Here is a 22,862-nt window from a genome sequence, read left to right on the forward strand (position 1 = left end):
ATGCCTGCAGAAAAGCGGTGGTCCGGAAGCCGGAAAAGCCCTGATAGAGTGTGAAACACCGAAGGGAAGCGCCCGGCGGAAACCCGAAAGGGAATCCAAAGAAAGCGTCCGTTCCTTGAGAACTCAACAGCGTGCCAAAAGTCAACGCCAGATATGTTGATACCCCGTTCCCCACATCGTGGGGGATGAGGTTCCTTTGAAAAGTCCTTCCAAGTTTCTTGGGAGGCGCACACAGCGAGGACGCTGTGAACCACGGGGATTATTCCTCCTTGTGGTTCCGCTCAACGCGAGTGTCTCACCGGCGGTTTTTAGTTAAACGCAGTCGGGTAAAGCATTCACGGAGAGTTTGATCCTGGCTCAGGACGAACGCTGGCGGCGTGCTTAACACATGCAAGTCGAACGATGAACCTCTTTCGGGAGGGGATTAGTGGCGAACGGGTGAGTAACACGTGGGCAATCTGCCCTTCACTCTGGGACAAGCCCTGGAAACGGGGTCTAATACCGGATATGACACGGGATCGCATGGTTTCGTGTGGAAAGCTCCGGCGGTGAAGGATGAGCCCGCGGCCTATCAGCTTGTTGGTGGGGTGATGGCCTACCAAGGCGACGACGGGTAGCCGGCCTGAGAGGGCGACCGGCCACACTGGGACTGAGACACGGCCCAGACTCCTACGGGAGGCAGCAGTGGGGAATATTGCACAATGGGCGAAAGCCTGATGCAGCGACGCCGCGTGAGGGATGACGGCCTTCGGGTTGTAAACCTCTTTCAGCAGGGAAGAAGCGAGAGTGACGGTACCTGCAGAAGAAGCGCCGGCTAACTACGTGCCAGCAGCCGCGGTAATACGTAGGGCGCAAGCGTTGTCCGGAATTATTGGGCGTAAAGAGCTCGTAGGCGGCTTGTCGCGTCGGATGTGAAAGCCCGGGGCTTAACCCCGGGTCTGCATTCGATACGGGCAGGCTAGAGTTCGGTAGGGGAGATCGGAATTCCTGGTGTAGCGGTGAAATGCGCAGATATCAGGAGGAACACCGGTGGCGAAGGCGGATCTCTGGGCCGATACTGACGCTGAGGAGCGAAAGCGTGGGGAGCGAACAGGATTAGATACCCTGGTAGTCCACGCCGTAAACGTTGGGAACTAGGTGTGGGCGACATTCCACGTCGTCCGTGCCGCAGCTAACGCATTAAGTTCCCCGCCTGGGGAGTACGGCCGCAAGGCTAAAACTCAAAGGAATTGACGGGGGCCCGCACAAGCAGCGGAGCATGTGGCTTAATTCGACGCAACGCGAAGAACCTTACCAAGGCTTGACATACACCGGAAACGGCCAGAGATGGTCGCCCCCTTGTGGTCGGTGTACAGGTGGTGCATGGCTGTCGTCAGCTCGTGTCGTGAGATGTTGGGTTAAGTCCCGCAACGAGCGCAACCCTTGTTCTGTGTTGCCAGCATGCCTTTCGGGGTGATGGGGACTCACAGGAGACTGCCGGGGTCAACTCGGAGGAAGGTGGGGACGACGTCAAGTCATCATGCCCCTTATGTCTTGGGCTGCACACGTGCTACAATGGCCGGTACAATGAGCTGCGATGCCGTGAGGTGGAGCGAATCTCAAAAAGCCGGTCTCAGTTCGGATTGGGGTCTGCAACTCGACCCCATGAAGTCGGAGTTGCTAGTAATCGCAGATCAGCATTGCTGCGGTGAATACGTTCCCGGGCCTTGTACACACCGCCCGTCACGTCACGAAAGTCGGTAACACCCGAAGCCGGTGGCCCAACCCCTTGTGGGAGGGAATCGTCGAAGGTGGGACTGGCGATTGGGACGAAGTCGTAACAAGGTAGCCGTACCGGAAGGTGCGGCTGGATCACCTCCTTTCTAAGGAGCACTTCTTACCAAGTTTTGTGCTTGGTCAGGGGCCAGTACATCGGCGAGTGTCTGATGCTGGTTGCTCATGGGTGGAACGTTGACTATTCGGCACGATCGGTTTGGGACTGTTAGTACTGCTTCGGCGTGGAACGCGGGGTCTTGGCTGGTTGTGTTGGGCGCGCTGTTGGGTGTCTGAGGGTGCGAGCGTTGCTCGTCCTTCGGTGTGCCGGTCCCGGTGTAGGTCTGCTTGGTGCAGGTTGTGACGGGTGGCTGGTCGTTGTTTGAGAACTGCACAGTGGACGCGAGCATCTGTGGCCAAGTTTTTAAGGGCGCACGGTGGATGCCTTGGCACCAGGAACCGATGAAGGACGTGGGAGGCCGCGATAGGCCCCGGGGAGCTGTCAACCGAGCTTTGATCCGGGGGTGTCCGAATGGGGAAACCCGGCAGTCGTCATGGGCTGTCACCCGCTGCTGAACACATAGGCAGTGTGGAGGGAACGCGGGGAAGTGAAACATCTCAGTACCCGCAGGAAGAGAAAACAACCGTGATTCCGGGAGTAGTGGCGAGCGAAACTGGATGAGGCTAAACCGTATTGGTGTGATACCCGGCAGGGGTTGCCAGTGCGGGGTTGTGGGAGCTTTCTTGATCGGTCTGCCGGCCGGTCGGTGAGTCAGAAACCGTTGATGTAGGCGAAGGACATGCGAAAGGTCCGGCGTAGAGGGTAAGACCCCCGTAGCTGAAACGTCAGCGGCTTGCTTGAGAGCCACCCAAGTAGCACGGGGCCCGAGAAATCCCGTGTGAATCTGGCGGGACCACCCGTTAAGCCTAAATATTCCCTGGTGACCGATAGCGGATAGTACCGTGAGGGAATGGTGAAAAGTACCGCGGGAGCGGAGTGAAATAGTACCTGAAACCGTGTGCCTACAAGCCGTGGGAGCGTCGCGCAGAGACTTTGTTTCTGCGTCGTGACTGCGTGCCTTTTGAAGAATGAGCCTGCGAGTTAGCGGTGTGTAGCGAGGTTAACCCGTGTGGGGAAGCCGTAGCGAAAGCGAGTCCGAAGAGGGCGTTGAGTTGCACGCTCTAGACCCGAAGCGGAGTGATCTAGCCATGGGCAGGTTGAAGCGGAGGTAAGACTTCGTGGAGGACCGAACCCACCAGGGTTGAAAACCTGGGGGATGACCTGTGGTTAGGGGTGAAAGGCCAATCAAACTCCGTGATAGCTGGTTCTCCCCGAAATGCATTTAGGTGCAGCGTCGTGTGTTTCTTGCCGGAGGTAGAGCACTGGATAGGCGATGGGCCCTACCGGGTTACTGACCTTAGCCAAACTCCGAATGCCGGTAAGTGAGAGCGCGGCAGTGAGACTGTGGGGGATAAGCTCCATGGTCGAGAGGGAAACAGCCCAGAGCATCGACTAAGGCCCCTAAGCGTGTGCTAAGTGGGAAAGGATGTGGAGTCGCAGAGACAACCAGGAGGTTGGCTTAGAAGCAGCCATCCTTGAAAGAGTGCGTAATAGCTCACTGGTCAAGTGATTCTGCGCCGACAATGTAGCGGGGCTCAAGTACACCGCCGAAGTCGTGTCATTGCCATGAGAGCCCTAACGGGTGTGGTGATGGGTAGGGGAGCGTCGTGTGCCGGGTGAAGCAGCCGTGGAAACGAGTTGTGGACGGTTCACGAGTGAGAATGCAGGCATGAGTAGCGATACAAGAGTGGGAAACTCTTGCGCCGATTGACTAAGGGTTCCTGGGTCAAGCTGATCTGCCCAGGGTAAGTCGGGACCTAAGGCGAGGCCGACAGGCGTAGTCGATGGACAACCGGTTGATATTCCGGTACCCGCTTTGGAGCGCCCAATACTGAATCAGGCGATGCTAAGTCCGTGAAGCCGCCCTGGAGCCTTCGGGCAAAGGGGAGTGGTGGAGCCGACGGACCAGACTTGTAGTAGGTAAGCGATGGGGTGACGCAGGAAGGTAGTCCAGCCCGGGCGGTGGTTGTCCCGGGGTAAGGGTGTAGGCCGTGTGGTAGGTAAATCCGTCACATGTTAAGGCTGAGACCTGATGCCGAGCCGATTGTGGTGAAGTGGATGATCCTATGCTGTCGAGAAAAGCCTCTAGCGAGCTTCATGGCGGCCCGTACCCTAAACCGACTCAGGTGGTCAGGTAGAGAATACCGAGGCGTTCGGGTGAACTATGGTTAAGGAACTCGGCAAAATGCCCCCGTAACTTCGGGAGAAGGGGGGCCATTTCTGGTGATGACATTTTCTGTCTGAGCTGGGGGTGGCCGCAGAGACCAGCGAGAAGCGACTGTTTACTAAAAACACAGGTCCGTGCGAAGCCGTAAGGCGATGTATACGGACTGACGCCTGCCCGGTGCTGGAACGTTAAGGGGACCGGTTAGTCTGGATTCGTTCAGGCGAAGCTGAGAACTTAAGCGCCAGTAAACGGCGGTGGTAACTATAACCATCCTAAGGTAGCGAAATTCCTTGTCGGGTAAGTTCCGACCTGCACGAATGGCGTAACGACTTCTCGACTGTCTCAACCATAGGCCCGGTGAAATTGCATTACGAGTAAAGATGCTCGTTTCGCGCAGCAGGACGGAAAGACCCCGGGACCTTTACTATAGCTTGATATTGGTGTTCGGTTCGGCTTGTGTAGGATAGGTGGGAGACTGTGAAGCGCCAACGCCAGTTGGTGTGGAGTCGTTGTTGAAATACCACTCTGGTCGTGCTGGATGTCTAACCTGGGTCCGTGATCCGGATCAGGGACAGTGTCTGGTGGGTAGTTTAACTGGGGCGGTTGCCTCCTAAAGGGTAACGGAGGCGCCCAAAGGTTCCCTCAGCCTGGTTGGTAATCAGGTGTTGAGTGTAAGTGCACAAGGGAGCTTGACTGTGAGACTGACGGGTCGAGCAGGTACGAAAGTAGGGACTAGTGATCCGGCGGTGGCTTGTGGAAGCGCCGTCGCTCAACGGATAAAAGGTACCCCGGGGATAACAGGCTGATCTTCCCCAAGAGTCCATATCGACGGGATGGTTTGGCACCTCGATGTCGGCTCGTCGCATCCTGGGGCTGGAGTCGGTCCCAAGGGTTGGGCTGTTCGCCCATTAAAGCGGTACGCGAGCTGGGTTTAGAACGTCGTGAGACAGTTCGGTCCCTATCCGCTGCGCGCGTAGGAGTCTTGAGAAGGGCTGTCCCTAGTACGAGAGGACCGGGACGGACGGACCTCTGGTGTGCCAGTTGTTCTGCCAAGGGCATGGCTGGTTGGCTACGTTCGGAAAGGATAACCGCTGAAAGCATCTAAGCGGGAAGCCTGCTTCGAGATGAGGGCTCCCTCCCACTTGATGGGGTAAGGCTCCCAGTAGATGACTGGGTTGATAGGCCAGATATGGAAGCATCGTAAGGTGTGGAGTTGACTGGTACTAATAGGCCGAGGGCTTGTCCTCAGTTGCTCGCGTCCACTGTGTTGGTTCTGAAGCCACGAACAGACCAACGGTTGTTCTAAGTTTCATAGTGTTTCGGTGGTTTTAGCGTTAGGGAAACGCCCGGTTACATTTCGAACCCGGAAGCTAAGCCTTTCAGCGCCGATGGTACTGCAGGGGGGACCCTGTGGGAGAGTAGGACGCCGCCGAACAATTTTTCAGAGAAAGCCCCGTCGGGAACTTCGGTTCCGGGCGGGGCTTTCTCGCGTTCCGTGACGGGCCCCCGCGGCACGGCCGGGCCGGCGGGCCAGGTAATGTTTGGGGCATCATCGGCATATTTCCCACAGGAGGCTTCCGCGTGGAGGTCCAGGAGACGCGGATCCAGACAGATCGTGTCCTCACCATCCCGAATATTCTGAGCATGGCGCGCCTGGTCGGCGTGCCCGTGTTCCTGTGGTTGATCCTCTGGCCGAAATTCGGCGGCCCGAGGGCTGATGGCTGGGCGCTGCTGGTTCTTGCGCTCAGCGGCGTCAGCGACTACCTCGACGGCAAGCTGGCCCGACGCTGGAACCAGATCAGTAGCCTGGGCCGGATCCTCGACCCGGCTGCCGATCGCCTCTACATCCTCTCCACCCTCGTCGGCCTGACCTGGCGGGAGATCCTTCCGGTCTGGCTCACCGCGGCACTGCTCGCCCGCGAGCTGATGCTGTTGATCGCGGTCGGAATCCTCGGACGCCATGGCTACGGTCCTCCCCAGGTGAACTTCCTGGGCAAAGCGGCTACGTTCAACTTGATGTATGCCTTCCCGTTGCTGCTGCTCAGTGACGGACCTGGCTGGCTTCACACACTCGCTGCTATTTTCGGATGGGCGTTCGCTGGGTGGGGTACGGCGCTGTACTGGTGGGCAGGGATCCTCTACGTGGTCCAGGTCCGCCGGATCATCAGAGCGGACGCCACGGCCGACTGAGCTCGCCGAACCGGCAGATTGTGCCAAGTGTCAGCGCCCGTGTCGGGGAAAACAGTGGGCGCTCTTGACAGGTGAAGTCGGCAAGACCGTCGTCTCTTCGAGGAGGACGCTTCCGACATGAAGGCTGTTGTGATGGCCGGCGGCGAAGGAACACGCCTTCGCCCCATGACGTCCAGCATGCCCAAGCCGCTGCTTCCCGTGGCCAATAGGCCGATCATGGAGCACGTACTGCGGCTGTTGAAAAGGCATGGTCTCACCGAGACCGTCGTGACTGTGCAATTCCTGGCCTCGCTCGTCCGGAACTACTTCGGTGACGGGGAAGAGCTCGGCATGGAGCTCACCTATGCCAATGAGGAAAAGCCACTCGGCACCGCCGGCAGTGTGAAGAACGCCGAGGAGGCCCTCCGGGACGATGCCTTCCTCGTCATCTCCGGTGACGCCCTCACCGACTTCGACCTGACCGACCTCATCCGCTTCCACAAGCACAAGGGCGCCCTCGTCACCGTGTGCCTGACGAGGGTGCCCAATCCGCTGGAGTTCGGCATCACCATCGTCGACGAGGGTGGTCGGGTCGAGCGTTTCCTGGAAAAGCCCACCTGGGGTCAGGTCTTCTCCGACACCGTCAACACCGGTATCTACGTGATGGAGCCGGAGGTCTTCGACTACGTCGAGCCGGACGTTCCGGTGGACTGGTCCGGGGATGTCTTCCCGCAGTTGATGAAGGAGGGCAAGCCCATCTTCGGCTATGTGGCCGAGGGGTATTGGGAGGACGTCGGTACGCACGAGAGCTATGTGAAGGCACAGGCCGACGTGCTTGAGGGCAAGGTCGACGTCGATATCGACGGCTTCGAGATCTCGCCGGGCGTGTGGGTGGCCGAGGGCGCCGACGTGCATCCGGACGCCGTGCTGCGCGGCCCGCTGTACATCGGCGACTACGCCAAGGTCGAGGCGGGCGTGGAGATTCGCGAGCACACCATCGTGGGCTCCAACGTCGTCGTGAAGAGCGGCGCGTTCCTCCACAAGGCGGTGGTGCACGACAACGTCTTCATCGGCCAGCAGAGCAATCTGCGCGGGTGCGTGATCGGCAAGAACACCGACATCATGCGGGCCGCGCGGATCGAGGACGGCGCGGTCATCGGCGACGAATGCCTGATCGGTGAGGAGTCGATCGTCCAGGGCAATGTGCGGGTCTATCCGTTCAAGACGATCGAGGCCGGTGCGTTCGTCAACACCTCGGTGATCTGGGAATCCCGCGGCCAGGCCCATCTGTTCGGGGCGCGCGGGGTATCGGGAATCCTCAACGTCGAGATCACTCCGGAACTCGCCGTGCGGCTCGCGGGCGCGTACGCCACCACGCTGAAGAAGGGGTCGACGGTCACCACGGCGCGTGACCACTCCCGTGGTGCCCGGGCGTTGAAGCGGGCGGTGATCTCCGCGTTGCAGGCGAGCGCCATCGACGTACGGGACTTGGAGAACGTGCCGCTGCCGGTCGCCCGTCAGCAGACCGCGCGGGGCAGTGCCGGCGGGATCATGGTGCGCACCACGCCCGGTGTGCCGGACTCCGTCGACATCATGTTCTTCGACGAGCGGGGCGCGGACCTCTCGCAGGGCGGTCAGCGCAAGCTGGACCGGGTCTACGCCCGGCAGGAATATCGGCGTGCCTTCCCCGGCGAGATCGGTGACCTCAGTTTCCCGGCGAGCGTCTTCGACTCCTATACGGGCGCGCTGTTGCGGGCCGTGGACACCCGGGGGATCAGCGAGTCCGGGCTGAAGGTCGTCGTGGACGCGTCGAACGGGAGCGCCGGTCTCGTGCTGCCCAGCCTTCTCGGGCGGCTCGGCGTCGACTCGTTGACCATCAATCCCGGCCTCGACGAGGCGAGGCCGACCGAGACCGCCGATGCCCGCCGTACCGGCCTGGTGCGGCTCGGAGAGATCGTGGCGTCGGCGCGGGCCGCGTTCGGCGTGCGTTTCGATCCCGTTGGCGAGCGGCTCTCGTTGGTGGACGAGCGTGGCCGGATCATCGAGGACGACCGGGCGTTGCTGGTGATGCTGGATCTGATCGCGGCCGAGCGCCGCAGCGGGCGGGTGGCGCTGCCGGTGACCACGACGCGGATCGCGGAGCAGGTGGCGGCGTACCACGGGACGCAGGTCGAGTGGACGACGACCTCGCCGGACGACCTGACGCGGGTGGGGCGGTTGGACGGCACGGTGTTCGGCGGGGACGGCAAGGGCGGCTTCATCATCCCGGAGTTCAGCAGCGTCTTCGACGGCTCCGCCGCGTTCGTCCGGCTGATCGGTCTGGTGGCCCGCACGCAACTGACGCTCAGTCAGATCGACGCGCGGATCCCGCGGGCGCACGTCCAGCGGCGCGACCTGGCGACGCCGTGGGCGGTCAAGGGCCTGGTGATGCGGCACGTCGTGGAGGCGGCCGGCGAGCGGGACGTGGACACCACCGACGGCGTGCGGATCGTGGAGGCCGACGGGCGGTGGGTGCTGGTGCTGCCCGATGTGGCGGAGGCGGTCACCCATCTCTGGGCGGAAGGACCGGATGACGCCTCCGCCCAGCAACTGCTCGACGAGTGGGCGGCGGTGGTGGACAGCGCGGGACGCTGAGCCCCGATCCCACCGGCGTGCCGCCCGATCGGCACGCCGGTGGGGCCGTTGGGAGCCGGCGTCGCCGACGTGCGACGATGTGCGGCATGTCGCAGCAGCGCCCCGATCGGAGCAACCCCCACCCCTCGGCGGGGCGGCCCGATGCGTCCATGTCGCTGCTCACCAACGTGATGGACCACAGCCTCGACGACGGGTACGCCGAGGCGGCCGCGCGGAAGTCCGCCGAGGGCGTCAGCGGCCTACCGCGCACGCTGCGCGCGAAGTTGGGGTTGGCGGCCGGTCTGGTGCTGGCGGCGCTGGTGGTGACCGTGGGGGCGGCGCAGGCGCGGGTCTCGGCGCCGACGCTGGCCAAGGAGCGCGAGGAGCTGATCCACCGCATCCAGAAGGGCACCACGGAGGCCGACACCCAGCAGCAGAAGGTGGACACGGCCCGGGACGCGGTGAACCGGATGCAGCGCGAGGCGCTCAAGCAGCACGGTGACGGCAAGGCTGAACTGCTGTCGCTGCTGGCCGGTTCGACGCAGGTCACGGGTCCGGGCGTGAAGCTGGTGGTGGACGATGCCAAGGGAGCCTCGGCCGGCGCCGGAGGCCCTCGGGAGAGCAGTGACTTCTCGGACACCGGGCGGGTGCGTGACCGGGACATGCAACGCGTGGTGAACGGGCTCTGGCAGTCCGGTGCGGAGGCCATCTCCGTCAACGGGCAGCGGTTGACGTCGCTCTCGGCAGTCAGGGCCGCGGGAGACGCCATACTGGTCGACAACAAGCCGCTGGTGCCGCCCTATACGGTGCTGGCGGTGGGGGACGGGCAGCGGCTGAGCACCGCGTTCCAGGACAGCGCCGACGGCCAGTATCTGCACGTGTTGCAGGAGAACTACGGCGTGCGCGCCAAGATTTCCGTGGAGAACGAGATCAAACTGCCGCCCGCGCCCAGTTTGACCGTACGTACCGCAAAGCCGGAGGCCGGTGCCGCGAAGGCGGACGGCGCCGACACAGGGAAGGGCACATCGTGATCGCCGTACTGGGCCTCATCGTGGGAGTCGTGGTCGGAATCTTCGTCCGACCCGTGGTGCCGACGGTGGTCGAGCCCTACTTGCCGATCGCTGTCGTGGCCGCGCTGGACGCCGTGTTCGGCGGTCTGCGCGCGATGCTGGACGGGATCTTCGACGACAAGGTCTTCGTGGTCTCCTTCCTGTCGAACGTCGTGGTGGCAGCCCTGATCGTCTTCCTCGGGGACAAGTTGGGCGTCGGTGCCCAACTCTCCACCGGCGTAGTGGTGGTGCTCGGAATCCGCATCTTCTCCAACGCTGCCGCGATCCGTCGGCACGTGTTCCAGGCGTGAGGCCGATGCCAGCGGACGAGACGCCGGAGCCGGAGCGCGGGCCGGAGCGGGCGCGCGAGGGTCATGAGGGGCAGCGTCCGGCGGAGCGGCGGCCGATGCCGCCCGAGATGCCGCGTGAGCCCCAGGGGGCGGCGGAGCGGCCCGAACGGCCGGAAGTCGCACAGGAGCAGCAGAGCGCAGGACAGGAGGGCGACGAACCGGCGGCCGCCGCCGGCGCGTCCTCGGCCGCGGAGGCGAAGGCCGCGCCGCCGTCGATGACCGGTCGGCAGCGGCTGATCGCCAGCCTGTGGCCGCCGCGGCTGACCCGGCCTCAACTGATCGTCGCGTTGCTCCTGTTCATTCTCGGCCTCGGCCTCGCGATTCAGGTACGTTCCACCAGTGACAGCAGTGCGCTGCGGGGTGCGCGTCAGGAGGATCTGGTGCGCATTCTGGACGAACTGGACAATCGCTCCCAGCGGTTGACGGAGGAGCAGCGGCGCCTGGAGGGACAGAAGACCGAGTTGGAGAACAGCTCGGACCAGGCGGAGGAGGCCCGTAAGCAGACCGTGGAGAAGGAACAGCAGTTGGGAGTGTTGGCGGGGACCGTCGCGGCGCAGGGCCCCGGCATCAACCTGACCATCGACGATCCGCACCACTCCGTGGAGGCGGACAAGCTGCTGGACACCATCCAGGAGCTGCGGGCGGCGGGGGCCGAGGCCGTCCAGGTCAACAACGTCCGCGTCGTTGCGAGCACTTACTTCTCGGATCTCCGGGGCGGGGTGGACGTCGACGGCAAGCGCGTCACGCCGCCGTACCGGTTCAAGGTCATCGGGAAGCCGGAGGACCTCGAACCGGCGCTCAACATCCCCGGCGGAGTGGTCCAGACGCTGGAAAAGGAGCAGGCCAAGGTGTCTGTGTCCCGACAAGAGAAGATCGTGGTGGATGCCTTGCGGCAGGCGAAGCGGCCTGACTACGCTCGGTCGTCATCCCAGTGAGGCGTCCACGTATGGTGATGGCCCGGCAAGGGCATGAGGTAGCGGGGGGTCGACGCACCGTGCGTGTGGTGTGTGGTGGAAACTGTCTGGAGGCCACGGACGTTCACAGGATGTCCGGATCGGCCGGTGTGTGCATCGAGGGTTCGTCCTGCCCCACGGGCGGGTCTGTGTCGTACAAGGGGAATCGCCCGTGAAGTTGTTTGCAAAGCTGTTCGGCAAGAGCGCGCGCCAGGAAGGCGACGGCGGTTCGGCGCGGCACCGCGCTCCGCGTCGTTCGGAAGAAGAGGCAGCGCCGGAGAGCCGTCCGCTGTTCCGTGATGAGGTCGGCGGTCCGTCCGGGGGGCACGGCGCGGGTTCTGTTGACCCCTCCGGTGCCGGCCGCATAGGTTCCGAGGAACCATCAGCCGCACGCACGGGTGGAGGGTCGGCCTTGGTCTGTACGAGGTGCGGGCACCGGAACGCCGAGGCGAGCCGGTTCTGTTCCAACTGTGGTGCCCCGCTGCGCCCGGGCGCCCAGCCCGACCGGGCCTCGGAGACGACGTCGACGATCTCCATCTCGGGGATCGAGGCGTACGACGCGGAGGCGACCGGGCAGAACCTGTCGCCGGCGCTCTCCCCGGAGGCCCAGGCTGCCGTCGACGCCCTTCCGTTGGGCTCGGCGCTGTTGATTGTCCGTCGCGGGCCGAACGCGGGCAGCCGCTTCCTCCTGGACAGCGAGCTGACGACCGCAGGCCGGCATCCGCAGGGCGACATCTTCCTCGACGACGTGACGGTCTCCCGCAGTCATGTGGAGTTCCGGCGCGGGTCGGACGGCCGCTTCACGGTCACCGACGTCGGCAGCCTCAACGGCACCTACGTCAACCGCGAGCCGATCGACTCCGTGGCCCTCGCCAACGGCGACGAGGTGCAGATCGGCAAGTACCGCCTGGTCTTCTACGCGAGCCAGCGGGGCGTCGGTATCTGACCGTCAGGGAAGGCATATGCGCCAATCACCGACAGGCGGTGCCGGTTCGTCCGGCACCGCCTCCTCGGACCGCACGCCGATGAGCATCGGCTCGGTGCTCAACGCGCTGCGCGAGGAGTTCCCCGAGGTCACCATCTCCAAGATTCGTTTTCTGGAGGCCGAGGGGCTGGTCGAGCCGCAGCGCACGCCGTCCGGGTACCGCAAGTTCACGGCCGCGGACGTCGAGCGCTTGGCGAACGTGCTGCGGATGCAGCGGGACCACTACCTCCCCCTGAAGGTCATCAGGGAGCATCTGGACGCCCTGGAGCGGGGCGAGCAGGTGCAACTGCCCGCTCCGGCGGCGCCCCGCGATTTGGTCGAGGGCATGTCCGATCCGGACGAGGAGCGCCCGACGACCGCCCGGATCGGCCGGGCGGAGCTGCTGGCCGCCGCGGAGGTGGACGAGGCGGCGCTCGCTGACTGGGAGTCGTACGGACTCATCGTCCCGCACGGGGACGGGGGCTACGACATCGAGGCGGTCACGGTCGCCAAACTCGTGGCGGACCTCGGCCGATTCGGCCTGGAGTCGCGACACCTGCGCGCCGTGAAGGCGGCCGCGGAGCGCGAGGCGGGGCTCGTCGAGCAGGTCGTGGCACCCCTTCGGCGGCACCGGAATCCGCAGACCCGGGCGCACGCCGAGGCCACCGTCCGCGAGCTGGCCACGCTGTCGGTGCGGTTGCACGCGGCGCTGTTGCAGAGCGCGCTGCGGGTTCGTCTGCCGTGAGCAAACGAGTGCCCGACTACCCAAACCGGCCGGGCACGGCCTAGGGTTGCTGTGTGAACGAGCTCGACGTCGTGGGTGTCCGGGTGGAGATGCCTTCCAGCCAACCGATCGTGCTGCTGCGGGAGGTGGGAGGCGATCGCTACCTGCCCATCTGGATCGGTCCGGGAGAGGCCACCGCCATTGCGTTCGCCCAGCAGGGCATGGTGCCCGCCCGGCCGCTGACGCATGACCTCTTCAAGGATGTGCTCGAAGCCGTGGGCCAGGAGCTGACGCAGGTCCGGATCACGGATCTGCGCGAGGGGGTCTTCTATGCCGAGCTGGTCTTCGCCAGTGGAGTCGAGGTCAGTGCTCGTCCGTCGGACGCGATAGCGCTGGCGTTGCGCACCGGGACGCCGATCTTCGGTACCGACGGTGTGCTGGACGACGCGGGCATCGCCATCCCGGACGAGCAGGAGGACGAGGTGGAGAAGTTCCGCGAGTTCCTCGACCAGATTTCGCCCGAGGACTTCGGCACCAACCAGTGATCGGCCAGGTCGACCGCCTGTTTCTGGCCAACCTTTCATCCCTTCCCCGTGACAAGTCACGAGAAACCACTCGTAGGGTGATTATCACTCGGCGTGGCGAGCGCGGCGATCGTTGACGCACCCCGAGTGACTGCATACCGTCGATATGGCAGGTCCCGTCCGGGACGTGGAGGACGGAGGGCGGCGTGGCAATCACCGGCGACGGTACGGCGGCGGAAGGGGCATTGCCGCTCCACACGGGCGCGGCGGCGAACCGGGGTCCGGTGCAGGCCGCCGAGGTGTCGGGGGACTGCGAGGCGGAGAACGTCGGCTACCGCGGACCGACCGCGTGCGCGGCGGCGGGCATCACCTACCGACAGTTGGACTACTGGGCGCGGACGGGGCTCGTGGAGCCCAGCATCCGGCCCGCTTTCGGTTCCGGGACCCAGCGGCTCTACAGCTTCCGCGACGTCGTCGTCCTGAAGATCGTCAAGCGGCTGCTGGACACCGGGGTTTCGTTGCAGAACATCCGTGCCGCCGTGCAGCACTTGAGGGCGCGCGGGCTGGCGGACCTGACCCGGATGACGTTGATGAGTGATGGTGCGACGGTCTATGAGTGCACCTCGCCCGACCAGGTCGTGGATCTGCTCCAGGGGGGCCAGGGTGTCTTCGGGATCGCCGTGGGTGTGGTGTGGCGGGACGTGGAAGGCGCGCTGTCACAGCTCCACGGGGAGCGGGTGGACACCGGCGAGACGCTGATCGGGAAGAACCCGCACGACGAGTTGGCGCGACGGCGCAACCGGGCCGGCTGAGGGCCGGCGGGCGGTTCTCGGCCCGGGGTCGGGGCCATTGTCAGTGGTGTGCGGCAGCATCAGTGGTGTGAGACGTGCGCCGACGATCCTGCATCTGGACATGGATGCCTTCTACGCGGCCGCCGAGCAGGCGGCCAAGCCGAGCCTGCGGGGAAAGCCCGTGGTCGTCGGCGGGGTCGGGCCGCGCGGGGTGGTCGCCACGGCCTCGTACGAGGCGCGGGTCTTCGGGGTGCGGTCGGCGATGCCGACGGCGCAGGCGCGGCGGTTGTGTCCCAACGCCGCTTATCTCAGCCCTCGGTTCAGCCTGTACCGCCAGGTGAGTGAATCGGTGATGGAGCTGCTGCGGGCGCTCTCGCCGCTCGTGGAGCCGTTGAGCCTGGACGAGGCGTTCGTCGACCTGGAGGCGGGCGGGGTGCCGGCGGAGTCGGCGGCGGCGCGGGTCGTGGGGGAGCAACTGCGGCGCGATATCCGGGCGGTCACGGGGTTGACGGGTTCGGTGGGGCTGGCTGGTGCCAAGATGCTCGCCAAGATCGCGTCGGAGGCGGCGAAGCCGGACGGCCTGGTGGTGATCGAGCCGGGCACCGAGCGGGAGTTGCTGGGGCCGATGCCGGTGCGGACGCTGCCCGGGGTCGGGCCGGCTACGGCGGAGACGTTGCGGCGGGCCGGGATACATACCGTCGTGGAGACCGCCGAGGCCGGCGAGGCGGAGCTGGTGCGGCTGTTGGGCAAAGCGCACGGCACCGGGTTGTACGCGATGGCGTTGGGGCAGGACGACCGGCCGGTGGTGGCCGAACGGGACGCGAAATCGGTATCGGTGGAGGACACCTTCGAGGTCGATCTGACGGACCGGACGCGGGTGCGGACCGAGGTGTTGCGGTTGGCCGACCGGTGCGTGGCGCGGCTCCGGGAGGCCGGTCGGTCCGGACGCACGGTGGTGATCAAGGTGCGGAACTACGACTTCTCGACGCTGACCCGGTCCGAGACGTTGCGTGGGCCGACCGACGACCCGGCGGTCGTTCGGGAGGCGGCTGTGCGGCTGTTGGAGACGGTGGACACCACGGGCGGGGTCCGGCTGCTGGGCGTGGGGGTGAGCGGGCTGGCGGACTTCACGCAGGAGGACCTGTTCGCCCAGATCGCCACGGAGCGGGAGGCGGAGGAGCAGGCGGCCGTCGAGGCGGCGGAGTCGGAAGGGGAGGCGGCCGGTGAGCCGGAGGCGCCCCCGGAGCTGCCACGGCGTTGGCACCCGGGACTGGACGTGGTGCACGAGGAGTTCGGCGCCGGGTGGGTGCAGGGCAGCGGTGTGGGGAGGGTGACCGTGCGGTTCGAGACGCCGTGGTCCGCACCGGGGCGGGTGCGGACCTTTGCCGTCGATGATCCGGCGCTGCGGCCGGGGGAACCGTTGCCGCTGGTGGGCGGGCCGGATCAGTCTTCCGCGCCGGCGATCCGGCCGAAGTCGGTGTCGCCGGCGGACGCGGCGGAGTCCGCGGGTGAGGAGATATCCAGGCGGTAGTGGTGGTAGAGCTGCAGTTCCTGCTCGGGGGAGAGGTGCCGGCCGACGCCGAAATCGGGGGCGTCTTTGATCAGCTTGCGGTCATAGGGGATATGCAGGCTTTCGCCGACCATCTTGCTCGGTTCCAGGGGGACGAACGCGTCCCGACTGAACAGGCCGGTGCGGACGGCCGCCCACTCCGGTTCGCCCGTCGCGTCGTCGAGGTACACCTCGTCGACGGTCCCTATCTTCGCGCCGTTGCGGTCGAACGCTTTGCGGCCGATCAGGCTCCGGGGATCGATATCGGCTTGCACGGTCCCTCCAATTGGTCGCAACTGCCTTGTGACAACTACGAAACGGCACATTTCATGCCTCGGCCACTCGAAGGATCGTTCCAGCAGTGCGCTGGTAGGCTGGCGATTGGCCGTCGACCCCATGCGGGAGAGTCCTTTGTCGTTCGCGGCAGGGCGCCGAAGGAGCAAATCCTCCCCGGAATCTCTCAGGCACACGTACCGCATGGACGAGGTCACTCTGGAAAGCAGGGCGGGCCACGGTCAGGCACCATGCCGGAACCCCTCCTCACCGACGGTGAAAGCCGGACCGCAGCCCGCGGGCCGGTGAAGCTCTCAGGTTGCGATGACAGAGGGGGAGGCCGTCCGGGCACCAGCGCCGTGGTGCCCCTCGCAGGTCGTAGTGACCAGGAGGCCCCCGCACGATGACCATCAATCGCATCCCCCTGTCCGAGCTGGAGCGTGGCACCCCGTTCGAGCACCGGCACATCGGCCCCGACCACGAGGCGCAGGCCAAGATGCTCGCGCAGGTCGGCTTCGGGTCGTTGGACGAGCTCACCGCCGTCGCCGTCCCCGACGTGATCAAGAGCACCGAGGCGCTCGGCCTGCCGCAGGGCCGCACCGAGGCCGAGGTCCTGGGAGAGCTGCGCGCCCTGGCCGACCGCAACCAGGTCCTGTCGTCCATGATCGGGCTCGGCTACTACGGCACGTTCACCCCGCCGGTGATCCTGCGCAACGTCATGGAGAACCCGTCCTGGTACACGGCCTACACGCCCTACCAGCCGGAGATCTCGCAGGGGCGCCTGGAGGCCCTGCTGAACTTCCAGACCATGGTCGCCGACCTGACCGGACTGCCGACCTCCGGTGCGTCCCTCCTGGACGAGGGCACCGCCGCCGCGGAGGCGATGGCGCTCTCCCGCCGGGTCGGCAAGGTCAAGCAGGGCGTCTTCCTCGTCGACGCGGACTGTCTGCCGCAGACCGTCGCGGTGATCCGGACCCGCGCCGAACCGACCGGCGTCGAGGTCGTGGTCGCCGATCTCACGGACGGCATCCCGGACGAGATCGCCGAGCGGGGCGTCTTCGGCGTGCTGCTCCAGTACCCCGGCGCGTCCGGTGCGGTGCGCGACCCGCGGGCGGTCATCGAGCGGGCGCACGAGCTGGGCGCGATCGTCACCCTCGCCGCCGACCTGCTGGCGCTGACGCTGCTCACCCCGCCCGGCGAGCTCGGCGCGGACATCGCGGTCGGCACCACCCAGCGCTTCGGCGTCCCGATGGGCTTCGGCGGTCCGCACGCTGGCTACATGGCCGTCCGCGAGCAGCACGCCCGCAGCCTGCCCGGCCGTCTGGTGGGCGTCTCGGTGGATGCCGATGGCGGCAAGGCGTACCGGCTGGCGTTGCAGACCCGTGAGCAGCACATCCGCCGCGAGAAGGCCACCAGCAACATCTGCACCGCACAGGTGCTGCTCGCCGTCATGGCCGGCATGTACGCCGTCTACCACGGTCCGGAGGGGCTGCGCACCATCGCCCGGCGGACCCACCGGTACGCCGCGATCCTGGCCAAGGGGCTGACGGACGGCGGTGTCGAGCTCGTCCACGGCGCCTACTTCGACACCCTCACCGCGCGGGTGCCCGGTCGGGCGGCCGAGGTCGTCGCCGCCGCCCGCGAGGCCGGCATCAACCTCCGGCAGGTCGACGCCGATCTCGTCGGCATCGCCTGCGACGAGACCACCGGGCGCGCCCAGTTGGCCGGCGTCTGGGGCGCGTTCGGCGTCCGGGGCGACATCGACGCGCTGGACGTGGCCGTCGCCGACGCCCTGCCGCAGTCGCTGCTGCGCACCGACGACTACCTCGCCCACCCGGTCTTCCACCAGCACCGCTCCGAGACCGGCATGCTGCGCTACCTGCGCACGCTGGCCGACAAGGACTACGCGCTGGACCGCGGCATGATCCCGCTCGGCTCCTGCACGATGAAGCTGAACGCGACCACCGAGATGGAGCCGGTCACCTGGCCGGAGTTCGGCCAGCTCCACCCCTTCGCGCCGGCCGACCAGGCGCAGGGCTACCTCACGCTCATCCAGGAGTTGGAGGAGCGGCTCGCCGCGATCACCGGCTACGCCAAGGTGTCCATCCAGCCCAACGCCGGTTCCCAGGGCGAGTTGGCCGGTCTGCTCGCGGTCCGTGCCTACCACCGGGCCAACGGTGACGAGCAGCGCACCGTCTGCCTGATCCCGTCGTCGGCGCACGGCACCAACGCCGCCAGCGCCGTGATGGCCGGCATGAAGGTCGTCGTCGTCAAGACCGGCGAGGACGGCGAGGTGGACGCCGAGGACCTGCACGCCAAGATCGCCAAGCACCGGGACGAGTTGGCCGTTCTGATGGTCACCTACCCGTCCACGCACGGGGTGTTCGAGGAGCACATCACGCAGATCTGCGCCGCGGTGCACGAGGCCGGCGGCCAGGTCTACGTGGACGGCGCCAACCTCAACGCGCTGGTCGGCCTGGCGGAGCCGGGCACGTTCGGCGGCGACGTCTCGCACCTCAACCTGCACAAGACGTTCTGCATCCCGCACGGCGGCGGCGGTCCCGGCGTCGGCCCGGTCGGCGTCCGCGCCCACCTGGCGCCGTACCTGCCCAACCACCCGCTCCAGCCGACCGCGGGTCCGGCCACGGGCGTCGGGCCGATCTCGGCCGCCCCCTGGGGCTCGGCCGGCATCTTGCCGATCTCCTGGGCGTACGTCCGGCTGATGGGTGGTGAGGGGCTCAAGCGCGCCACCCAGGTCGCGGTGCTGTCGGCCAACTACATCGCCAAGCGCCTGGAGCCGCACTACCCGGTGCTCTACGCCGGCCCCGGCGGGCTCGTCGCCCACGAGTGCATCGTCGACGTGCGGCCGTTGACCAAGGCGACCGGGGTGAGCATCGACGATGTCGCCAAGCGGCTCATCGACTACGGCTTCCACGCGCCGACGATGTCGTTCCCGGTGGCCGGCACGCTGATGATCGAGCCGACCGAGAGCGAGGACCTGACCGAGATCGACCGGTTCTGCGACGCGATGATCGCCATCCGCGCGGAGATCGACAAGGTCGGTTCGGGGGAGTGGGACAAGGACGACAACCCGCTGCGCAACGCCCCGCACACCGCGGGCGCGCTCGGTGGTGAGTGGGACCACCCCTACAGCCGTGAGGAGGCCGTCTTCCCGGCCGGGGTCGGCGCCGCGGACAAGTACTGGCCGCCGGTGCGCCGGATCGACGGCGCCTTCGGCGACCGCAACCTCGTCTGCTCCTGCCCCCCGTTGGACGAGTACGACGTCTGATCAACCCCCGCCACCGGTGACCGGTGGCCACATCAAAGGGCCCTCGGCGGATGCGCCGGGGGCCCTGGTGTACGTGCCGGGTGGCCGCGGGAGATCAGGCGGCGGCGGTGACCCGAGGAGCGCCGAGCGGTCGGTGCGGAGCGATGACCTGCCCGTCCGGCAGCAGTTCACCGGTGTCCTCGAAGAGCAGGACACCGTTGCACAGCAGGCTCCAGCCCTGCTCCGGGTGGTGCGCCACCAGGTGCGCGGCCTCCCGGTCCGTGGAGTCGGCTGATGGGCATGGTGGTTGGTGCTGGCACATGGAAGTTGTCTTTCGCTGCGGAGTGGTGAACGTCGTGCGGCTCGATGTGGTGTTCATGGCCGCTCCCCCGTTTCTGTCGGTCCCAGTCTTGCCCCACGGAAGGGATTCCGCAGGGATTTCGCAGCAGCGGTACTCACTCGATACGGACGTGTCACCCGTGCGGGCGGTTGCTCCCAAGTGAGCCTGTCTCCCCGGGGATTGGCGCGCTACCGGCGGGCAGGGGGCGGACGACGTGGTGCGCCCCGCGGCCGGGGCGGCCATGGGGCGCACAGGAGCAGGGTGGGCGCGCGGGGTGGTGCTTCCTCGGTCCTGATCGAGTGCGGTCGGAAGTGTGCGTGAACGGTCAGGCCGGCTCGCGCAGCAGGGGTGGCGTTCCCAGCCGGAGGGCGAGCCGGGGCAGCAGGTCGGCGACCCGCTGCGGGAGGTGGGAGGCGATCCCGGGCGGGGCGGGGGCCAGCGGCACCAGGAGATCACCGGGGGCGGGCAACCCGACGGCGCCGTCCGCGGAGAGGTCGTGGTGCAGCCACAGGGTGAGCATGTACAGCTCCGGTACGGAGAGCAGTCGTGGCTGGTAGGGCGCGGTCAGCGATTCGGCCTGCACCAGGGCCCGTTCGGTCGCGGTGACGTAGGGGCCGTCGCAGAAGTGCGAGAACGCCCAGCCGTCGGCGGTGAGCCGGGCCTCGGCGGCGGCCACGGCACGTCCCCCGCCGCGGACCAGGAAGCGCCAGCCGGCGAGGCGGGTGCGCGGCGGGCCGGCCTGGCTGACGTCGTCCCAGACGTGGATGGGTAGCGGGTGATCGGGGCTCAACGGCCCCTGGTGGGTGCGGAGCGCGGTGGCGGGGGCCTCGCGGATGGCGCTGGGGGAGCCGAGGGCGGTGAGGATGCTGCGTAGGGCGGGCGCGGGAGCAGGGGGAACATGCAGCGGCATGGCTGGTCGCCTCTCACTTCGGAGACACGGTGGAGCGCGGCGGTGCGGACGGTGCTGTCTGCGGGCGGGTCAGAGCCTGGCCGACCGGAGCGTGGGGGGCGACGGGTCGGCCGCGGTGCCGGGGCACCGGTGCGCACGCCGCCGCGCTGGGCGCCGAATCTCTGCCTCGTCTGCGAAGTTTATACGACATTTGTTCTGGAAGTGTTTCGGCTACTCGCCTTGCGGATTTCCGGCAAGGCGGAATCCGGACCGCTGTTCAGGGTGATTTTCGCCGCTTTGTACGGGGATTGCGAGAAGTCACCTCGGAATTCATTCACGGTGCGGTAGGCCGGAACTCGTCGGTGTTTTTTACGAGCGAAATGCGGAGGGCGTTGGCCCGCGAGATATGCCGTCGGAAAGTGCCGTGTGCGTGCCCCTGTGAGCCTAGTGGTCCCGGCATGCATCTGACGCGTTATCGATCAGATTGCCGGGCATCATCGACCGTAGCCCGTGCCCCGGGGTGCCGGGGACGCGGCGCCACACAGCCCGTGGTTGCGGGCCGTTCACTCTAGGAGGGACCCGCCGATGGGGGAGAAGGTCGCCGCCGACGGGAACGACCTGGCGGATCGCGAGCGCTATCGAAGAAAGCTGCACGACTGTCTGGAGGGATTGCACCGGCTCCTGGTGGAGAAACGGTTCGACCGCCCCAAGAATCTCATGGGACTGGAGATCGAGCTCAGTCTCGCGGGCGCCGACGGACTGCCCCGGATGCTGAACTCCCAGGTCCTCGAAAAGATCGCCAGCGGTGATTTCCAGACCGAACTCGCCCAGTGCAATCTAGAGGTCAACATCACCCCGCACCGTCTGTCCGGGCGCGTCATGGACCAGCTCGCCGAGGAACTGCGCACCGGGCTCGGCTACGCGGAGCGCAAGGCCCGCGAGGCCGCCGCCCGCATCGTCATGATCGGCATCCTGCCCACTCTGAACGCCGCGGACCTCACCGCCGCCAGCCTCTCCGCCAACGACCGCTATGTGCTGCTCAACGACCAGATGCGGGCCGCCCGCGGCGAGGACTTCGTCATCGACATCCGGGGCGTCGACCACCTGGTCACCCGCTCCCCGTCGATCGCCCCCGAAGCCGCCTGCACCTCCGTCCAACTGCACCTCCAGGTGACACCCGGCCGCTTCGCCGCCGTCTGGAACGCGGCACAGGCGATCGCCGCCGTCCAGATCGCCGTCGGCGCCAACTCGCCGTTCCTGTTCGGGCGGGAGCTGTGGCGGGAGTCGCGGCCGCCGGTCTTCCAACAGGCCACCGACACCCGCGCCCCCGAACTCCAGGCCCAAGGGGTGCGGCCGCGCACCTGGTTCGGCGAGCGCTGGGTGGACTCCGCCTACGACCTCTTCGAGGAGAACCTGCGCTTCTTCCCGCCGCTGCTGCCGCTGTGCGGACCCCAGGAGCCGTTGCGCGTCCTCGACGAGGGCGGCGTGCCCGACCTCGCCGAACTGGTGCTGCACAACGGGACCATCTACCGCTGGAACCGCCCCGTCTACGCGGTCGCCGGCGGCGTCCCGCACCTCCGCGTCGAGAACCGGGTGCTGCCGGCCGGCCCCACCGTAGCCGACGTCATCGCCAACACCGCCTTCTACTACGGCCTGGTGCGCGCGCTGGCCGAACAGCCGCGCCCCGTATGGAGCCGGCTGCCGTTCCGGGCCGCGGCCGCCAACTTCGACGCCGCCTGCCAGTACGGCATCGACGCCACCCTCCGCTGGCCCCGCCCCGGTCGCGTCGGCGGCGTCACCGAGATCCCCGCCGTGCGCCTGGTCCAGCAGGAACTGCTGCCACTGGCGGCCGCCGGGCTGGACGCCTGGGGCGTCGAAGTCGCCGACCGCGAGCACTATTTGGGCATCATCGAGGAGCGCTGCGCACGGCGGGTCAACGGGGCGTCCTGGCAGGCCGCGGCGTTCCACCACGCGCGCCGGCAGGGCCTGGACCGGGACGCCGCGCTGGCCGCGATGACCCGGCGCTACAGCGAGCTGATGCACAGCGGCGAGCCGGTGCATACCTGGCCGGTGGCGTGGCCCATAGGGAAGGCCGGGGTGCCGGCGCAGCGGCGCACGGCGGCGGAGGGGAGCGTCCCGTAGGGCCGATCGGACTTGTTCCGCCGGTCCGTTGAACGCGACCCGGTCCGCCGATGGGTCCGCACCCGGCGCCCACAACTGGAGCTCCGGGGCGGCCGGCCGTTGGGCGAGCGAGTCGGTGGCCCCGGAGGAGGACCGTGCGTGCACCGTGACGTCCAGGTGCGTGCCGTCGGTGCGCGCCGCGTCCCGGTGGGCCCTGGCGGTCACCGCGCCCAGTGCCGGAGGGA

15 protein-coding genes, 3 rRNA genes and 1 riboswitch are annotated in these 22,862 nt (G+C 66.7%); of the genes, 15 read left to right on the top strand and 3 right to left on the bottom strand.

Annotated elements, in window-relative coordinates:
• Positions 1–334: 334 nt before the first annotated feature.
• From PV796_RS32905 to PV796_RS32965, 13 genes are all read left to right on the top strand, one after another.
• Positions 335–1,862: ribosomal RNA gene (locus PV796_RS32905) — 16S ribosomal RNA — on the top strand.
• A gap of 304 nt (positions 1,863–2,166) precedes the next feature.
• A 23S ribosomal RNA gene (locus tag PV796_RS32910) occupies positions 2,167–5,287 on the top strand.
• Positions 5,288–5,358: 71 nt separating this feature from the next.
• Positions 5,359–5,475 (top strand): 5S ribosomal RNA (gene rrf, locus PV796_RS32915).
• Together the 16S, 23S and 5S rRNA genes form the textbook arrangement of a ribosomal RNA operon.
• 146 nt (positions 5,476–5,621) lie before the next feature.
• Positions 5,622–6,230, top strand: coding sequence for a CDP-alcohol phosphatidyltransferase family protein (locus PV796_RS32920; RefSeq protein ID WP_274917341.1), 609 nt, complete (start codon positions 5,622–5,624; stop codon positions 6,228–6,230).
• 117 nt (positions 6,231–6,347) lie between these two features.
• A complete protein-coding gene (locus tag PV796_RS32925; RefSeq protein WP_274917342.1) occupies positions 6,348–8,843 on the top strand; it encodes a mannose-1-phosphate guanyltransferase in 2,496 nt (831 codons plus the stop codon).
• A 77-nt stretch (positions 8,844–8,920) separates the two neighbouring features.
• Positions 8,921–9,853 carry a DUF881 domain-containing protein gene (locus PV796_RS32930; protein ID WP_274917343.1) on the top strand — a complete coding sequence of 311 codons (933 nt, stop codon included), beginning with the start codon at positions 8,921–8,923 and terminating at the stop codon, positions 9,851–9,853.
• Positions 9,850–10,182 carry a small basic family protein gene (locus PV796_RS32935; RefSeq protein WP_274917344.1) on the top strand — a complete coding sequence of 111 codons (333 nt, stop codon included), beginning with the start codon at positions 9,850–9,852 and terminating at the stop codon, positions 10,180–10,182. The genes PV796_RS32930 and PV796_RS32935 overlap by 4 nt, the downstream gene beginning before the upstream one ends.
• Before the next feature lie 5 nt (positions 10,183–10,187).
• Positions 10,188–11,156: a DUF881 domain-containing protein gene (locus PV796_RS32940; RefSeq protein WP_274917345.1), complete on the top strand. Its 969-nt coding sequence runs from the start codon at positions 10,188–10,190 to the stop codon at positions 11,154–11,156.
• Between the two features lie 118 nt (positions 11,157–11,274).
• Complete coding sequence (locus PV796_RS32945) at positions 11,275–12,120, top strand: FHA domain-containing protein (RefSeq protein ID WP_274919329.1); 846 nt, start codon at positions 11,275–11,277, stop codon at positions 12,118–12,120.
• A 16-nt stretch (positions 12,121–12,136) separates the two neighbouring features.
• The gene (gene ftsR / locus PV796_RS32950) at positions 12,137–12,883 is read left to right on the top strand and encodes a transcriptional regulator FtsR (protein ID WP_274917346.1); all 747 of its coding nucleotides are present in this window, start codon (positions 12,137–12,139) and stop codon (positions 12,881–12,883) included.
• A 53-nt stretch (positions 12,884–12,936) separates the two neighbouring features.
• Complete coding sequence (locus PV796_RS32955; protein ID WP_016571419.1) at positions 12,937–13,407, top strand: bifunctional nuclease family protein; 471 nt, start codon at positions 12,937–12,939, stop codon at positions 13,405–13,407.
• A gap of 185 nt (positions 13,408–13,592) precedes the next feature.
• Positions 13,593–14,198 (top strand): MerR family transcriptional regulator, encoded by a 606-nt coding sequence (locus tag PV796_RS32960; protein ID WP_274917348.1) that lies wholly within the window; start codon positions 13,593–13,595, stop codon positions 14,196–14,198.
• A gap of 67 nt (positions 14,199–14,265) precedes the next feature.
• On the top strand, positions 14,266–15,708 hold the full coding sequence (locus tag PV796_RS32965) for a DNA polymerase IV (protein WP_274917349.1): 1,443 nt from the start codon (positions 14,266–14,268) through the stop codon (positions 15,706–15,708).
• On the opposite strand, the gene PV796_RS32970 is transcribed toward PV796_RS32965, so the two are convergent.
• Complete coding sequence (locus PV796_RS32970; RefSeq protein ID WP_274919330.1) at positions 15,621–16,001, bottom strand: PRC-barrel domain-containing protein; 381 nt, start codon at positions 15,999–16,001, stop codon at positions 15,621–15,623. The genes PV796_RS32965 and PV796_RS32970 overlap by 88 nt on opposite strands.
• Before the next feature lie 114 nt (positions 16,002–16,115).
• Positions 16,116–16,212: riboswitch (glycine riboswitch) on the top strand.
• A gap of 190 nt (positions 16,213–16,402) precedes the next feature.
• Between PV796_RS32970 and gcvP the strand changes: the two genes are divergently transcribed.
• Positions 16,403–19,288 (top strand): aminomethyl-transferring glycine dehydrogenase, encoded by a 2,886-nt coding sequence (gene gcvP, locus PV796_RS32975; RefSeq protein WP_274917350.1) that lies wholly within the window; start codon positions 16,403–16,405, stop codon positions 19,286–19,288.
• Between the two features lie 94 nt (positions 19,289–19,382).
• Here gcvP and PV796_RS32980 read toward each other — a convergent pair whose 3' ends face one another.
• Together PV796_RS32980 and PV796_RS32985 are read right to left on the bottom strand one after the other, a co-directional pair.
• Positions 19,383–19,589, bottom strand: coding sequence for a DUF5999 family protein (locus PV796_RS32980; RefSeq protein WP_342456969.1), 207 nt, complete (start codon positions 19,587–19,589; stop codon positions 19,383–19,385).
• 343 nt (positions 19,590–19,932) lie between these two features.
• On the bottom strand, positions 19,933–20,517 hold the full coding sequence (locus tag PV796_RS32985) for a hypothetical protein (RefSeq protein ID WP_274917352.1): 585 nt from the start codon (positions 20,515–20,517) through the stop codon (positions 19,933–19,935).
• A gap of 564 nt (positions 20,518–21,081) precedes the next feature.
• Between PV796_RS32985 and PV796_RS32990 the strand changes: the two genes are divergently transcribed.
• On the top strand, positions 21,082–22,638 hold the full coding sequence (locus tag PV796_RS32990) for a glutamate-cysteine ligase family protein (protein WP_274917354.1): 1,557 nt from the start codon (positions 21,082–21,084) through the stop codon (positions 22,636–22,638).
• Positions 22,639–22,862 lie beyond the last annotated feature (224 nt).

The organism is Streptomyces sp. WZ-12 (assembly GCF_028898845.1).
Taxonomy (GTDB): Bacteria; Actinomycetota; Actinomycetes; order Streptomycetales; family Streptomycetaceae; genus Streptomyces.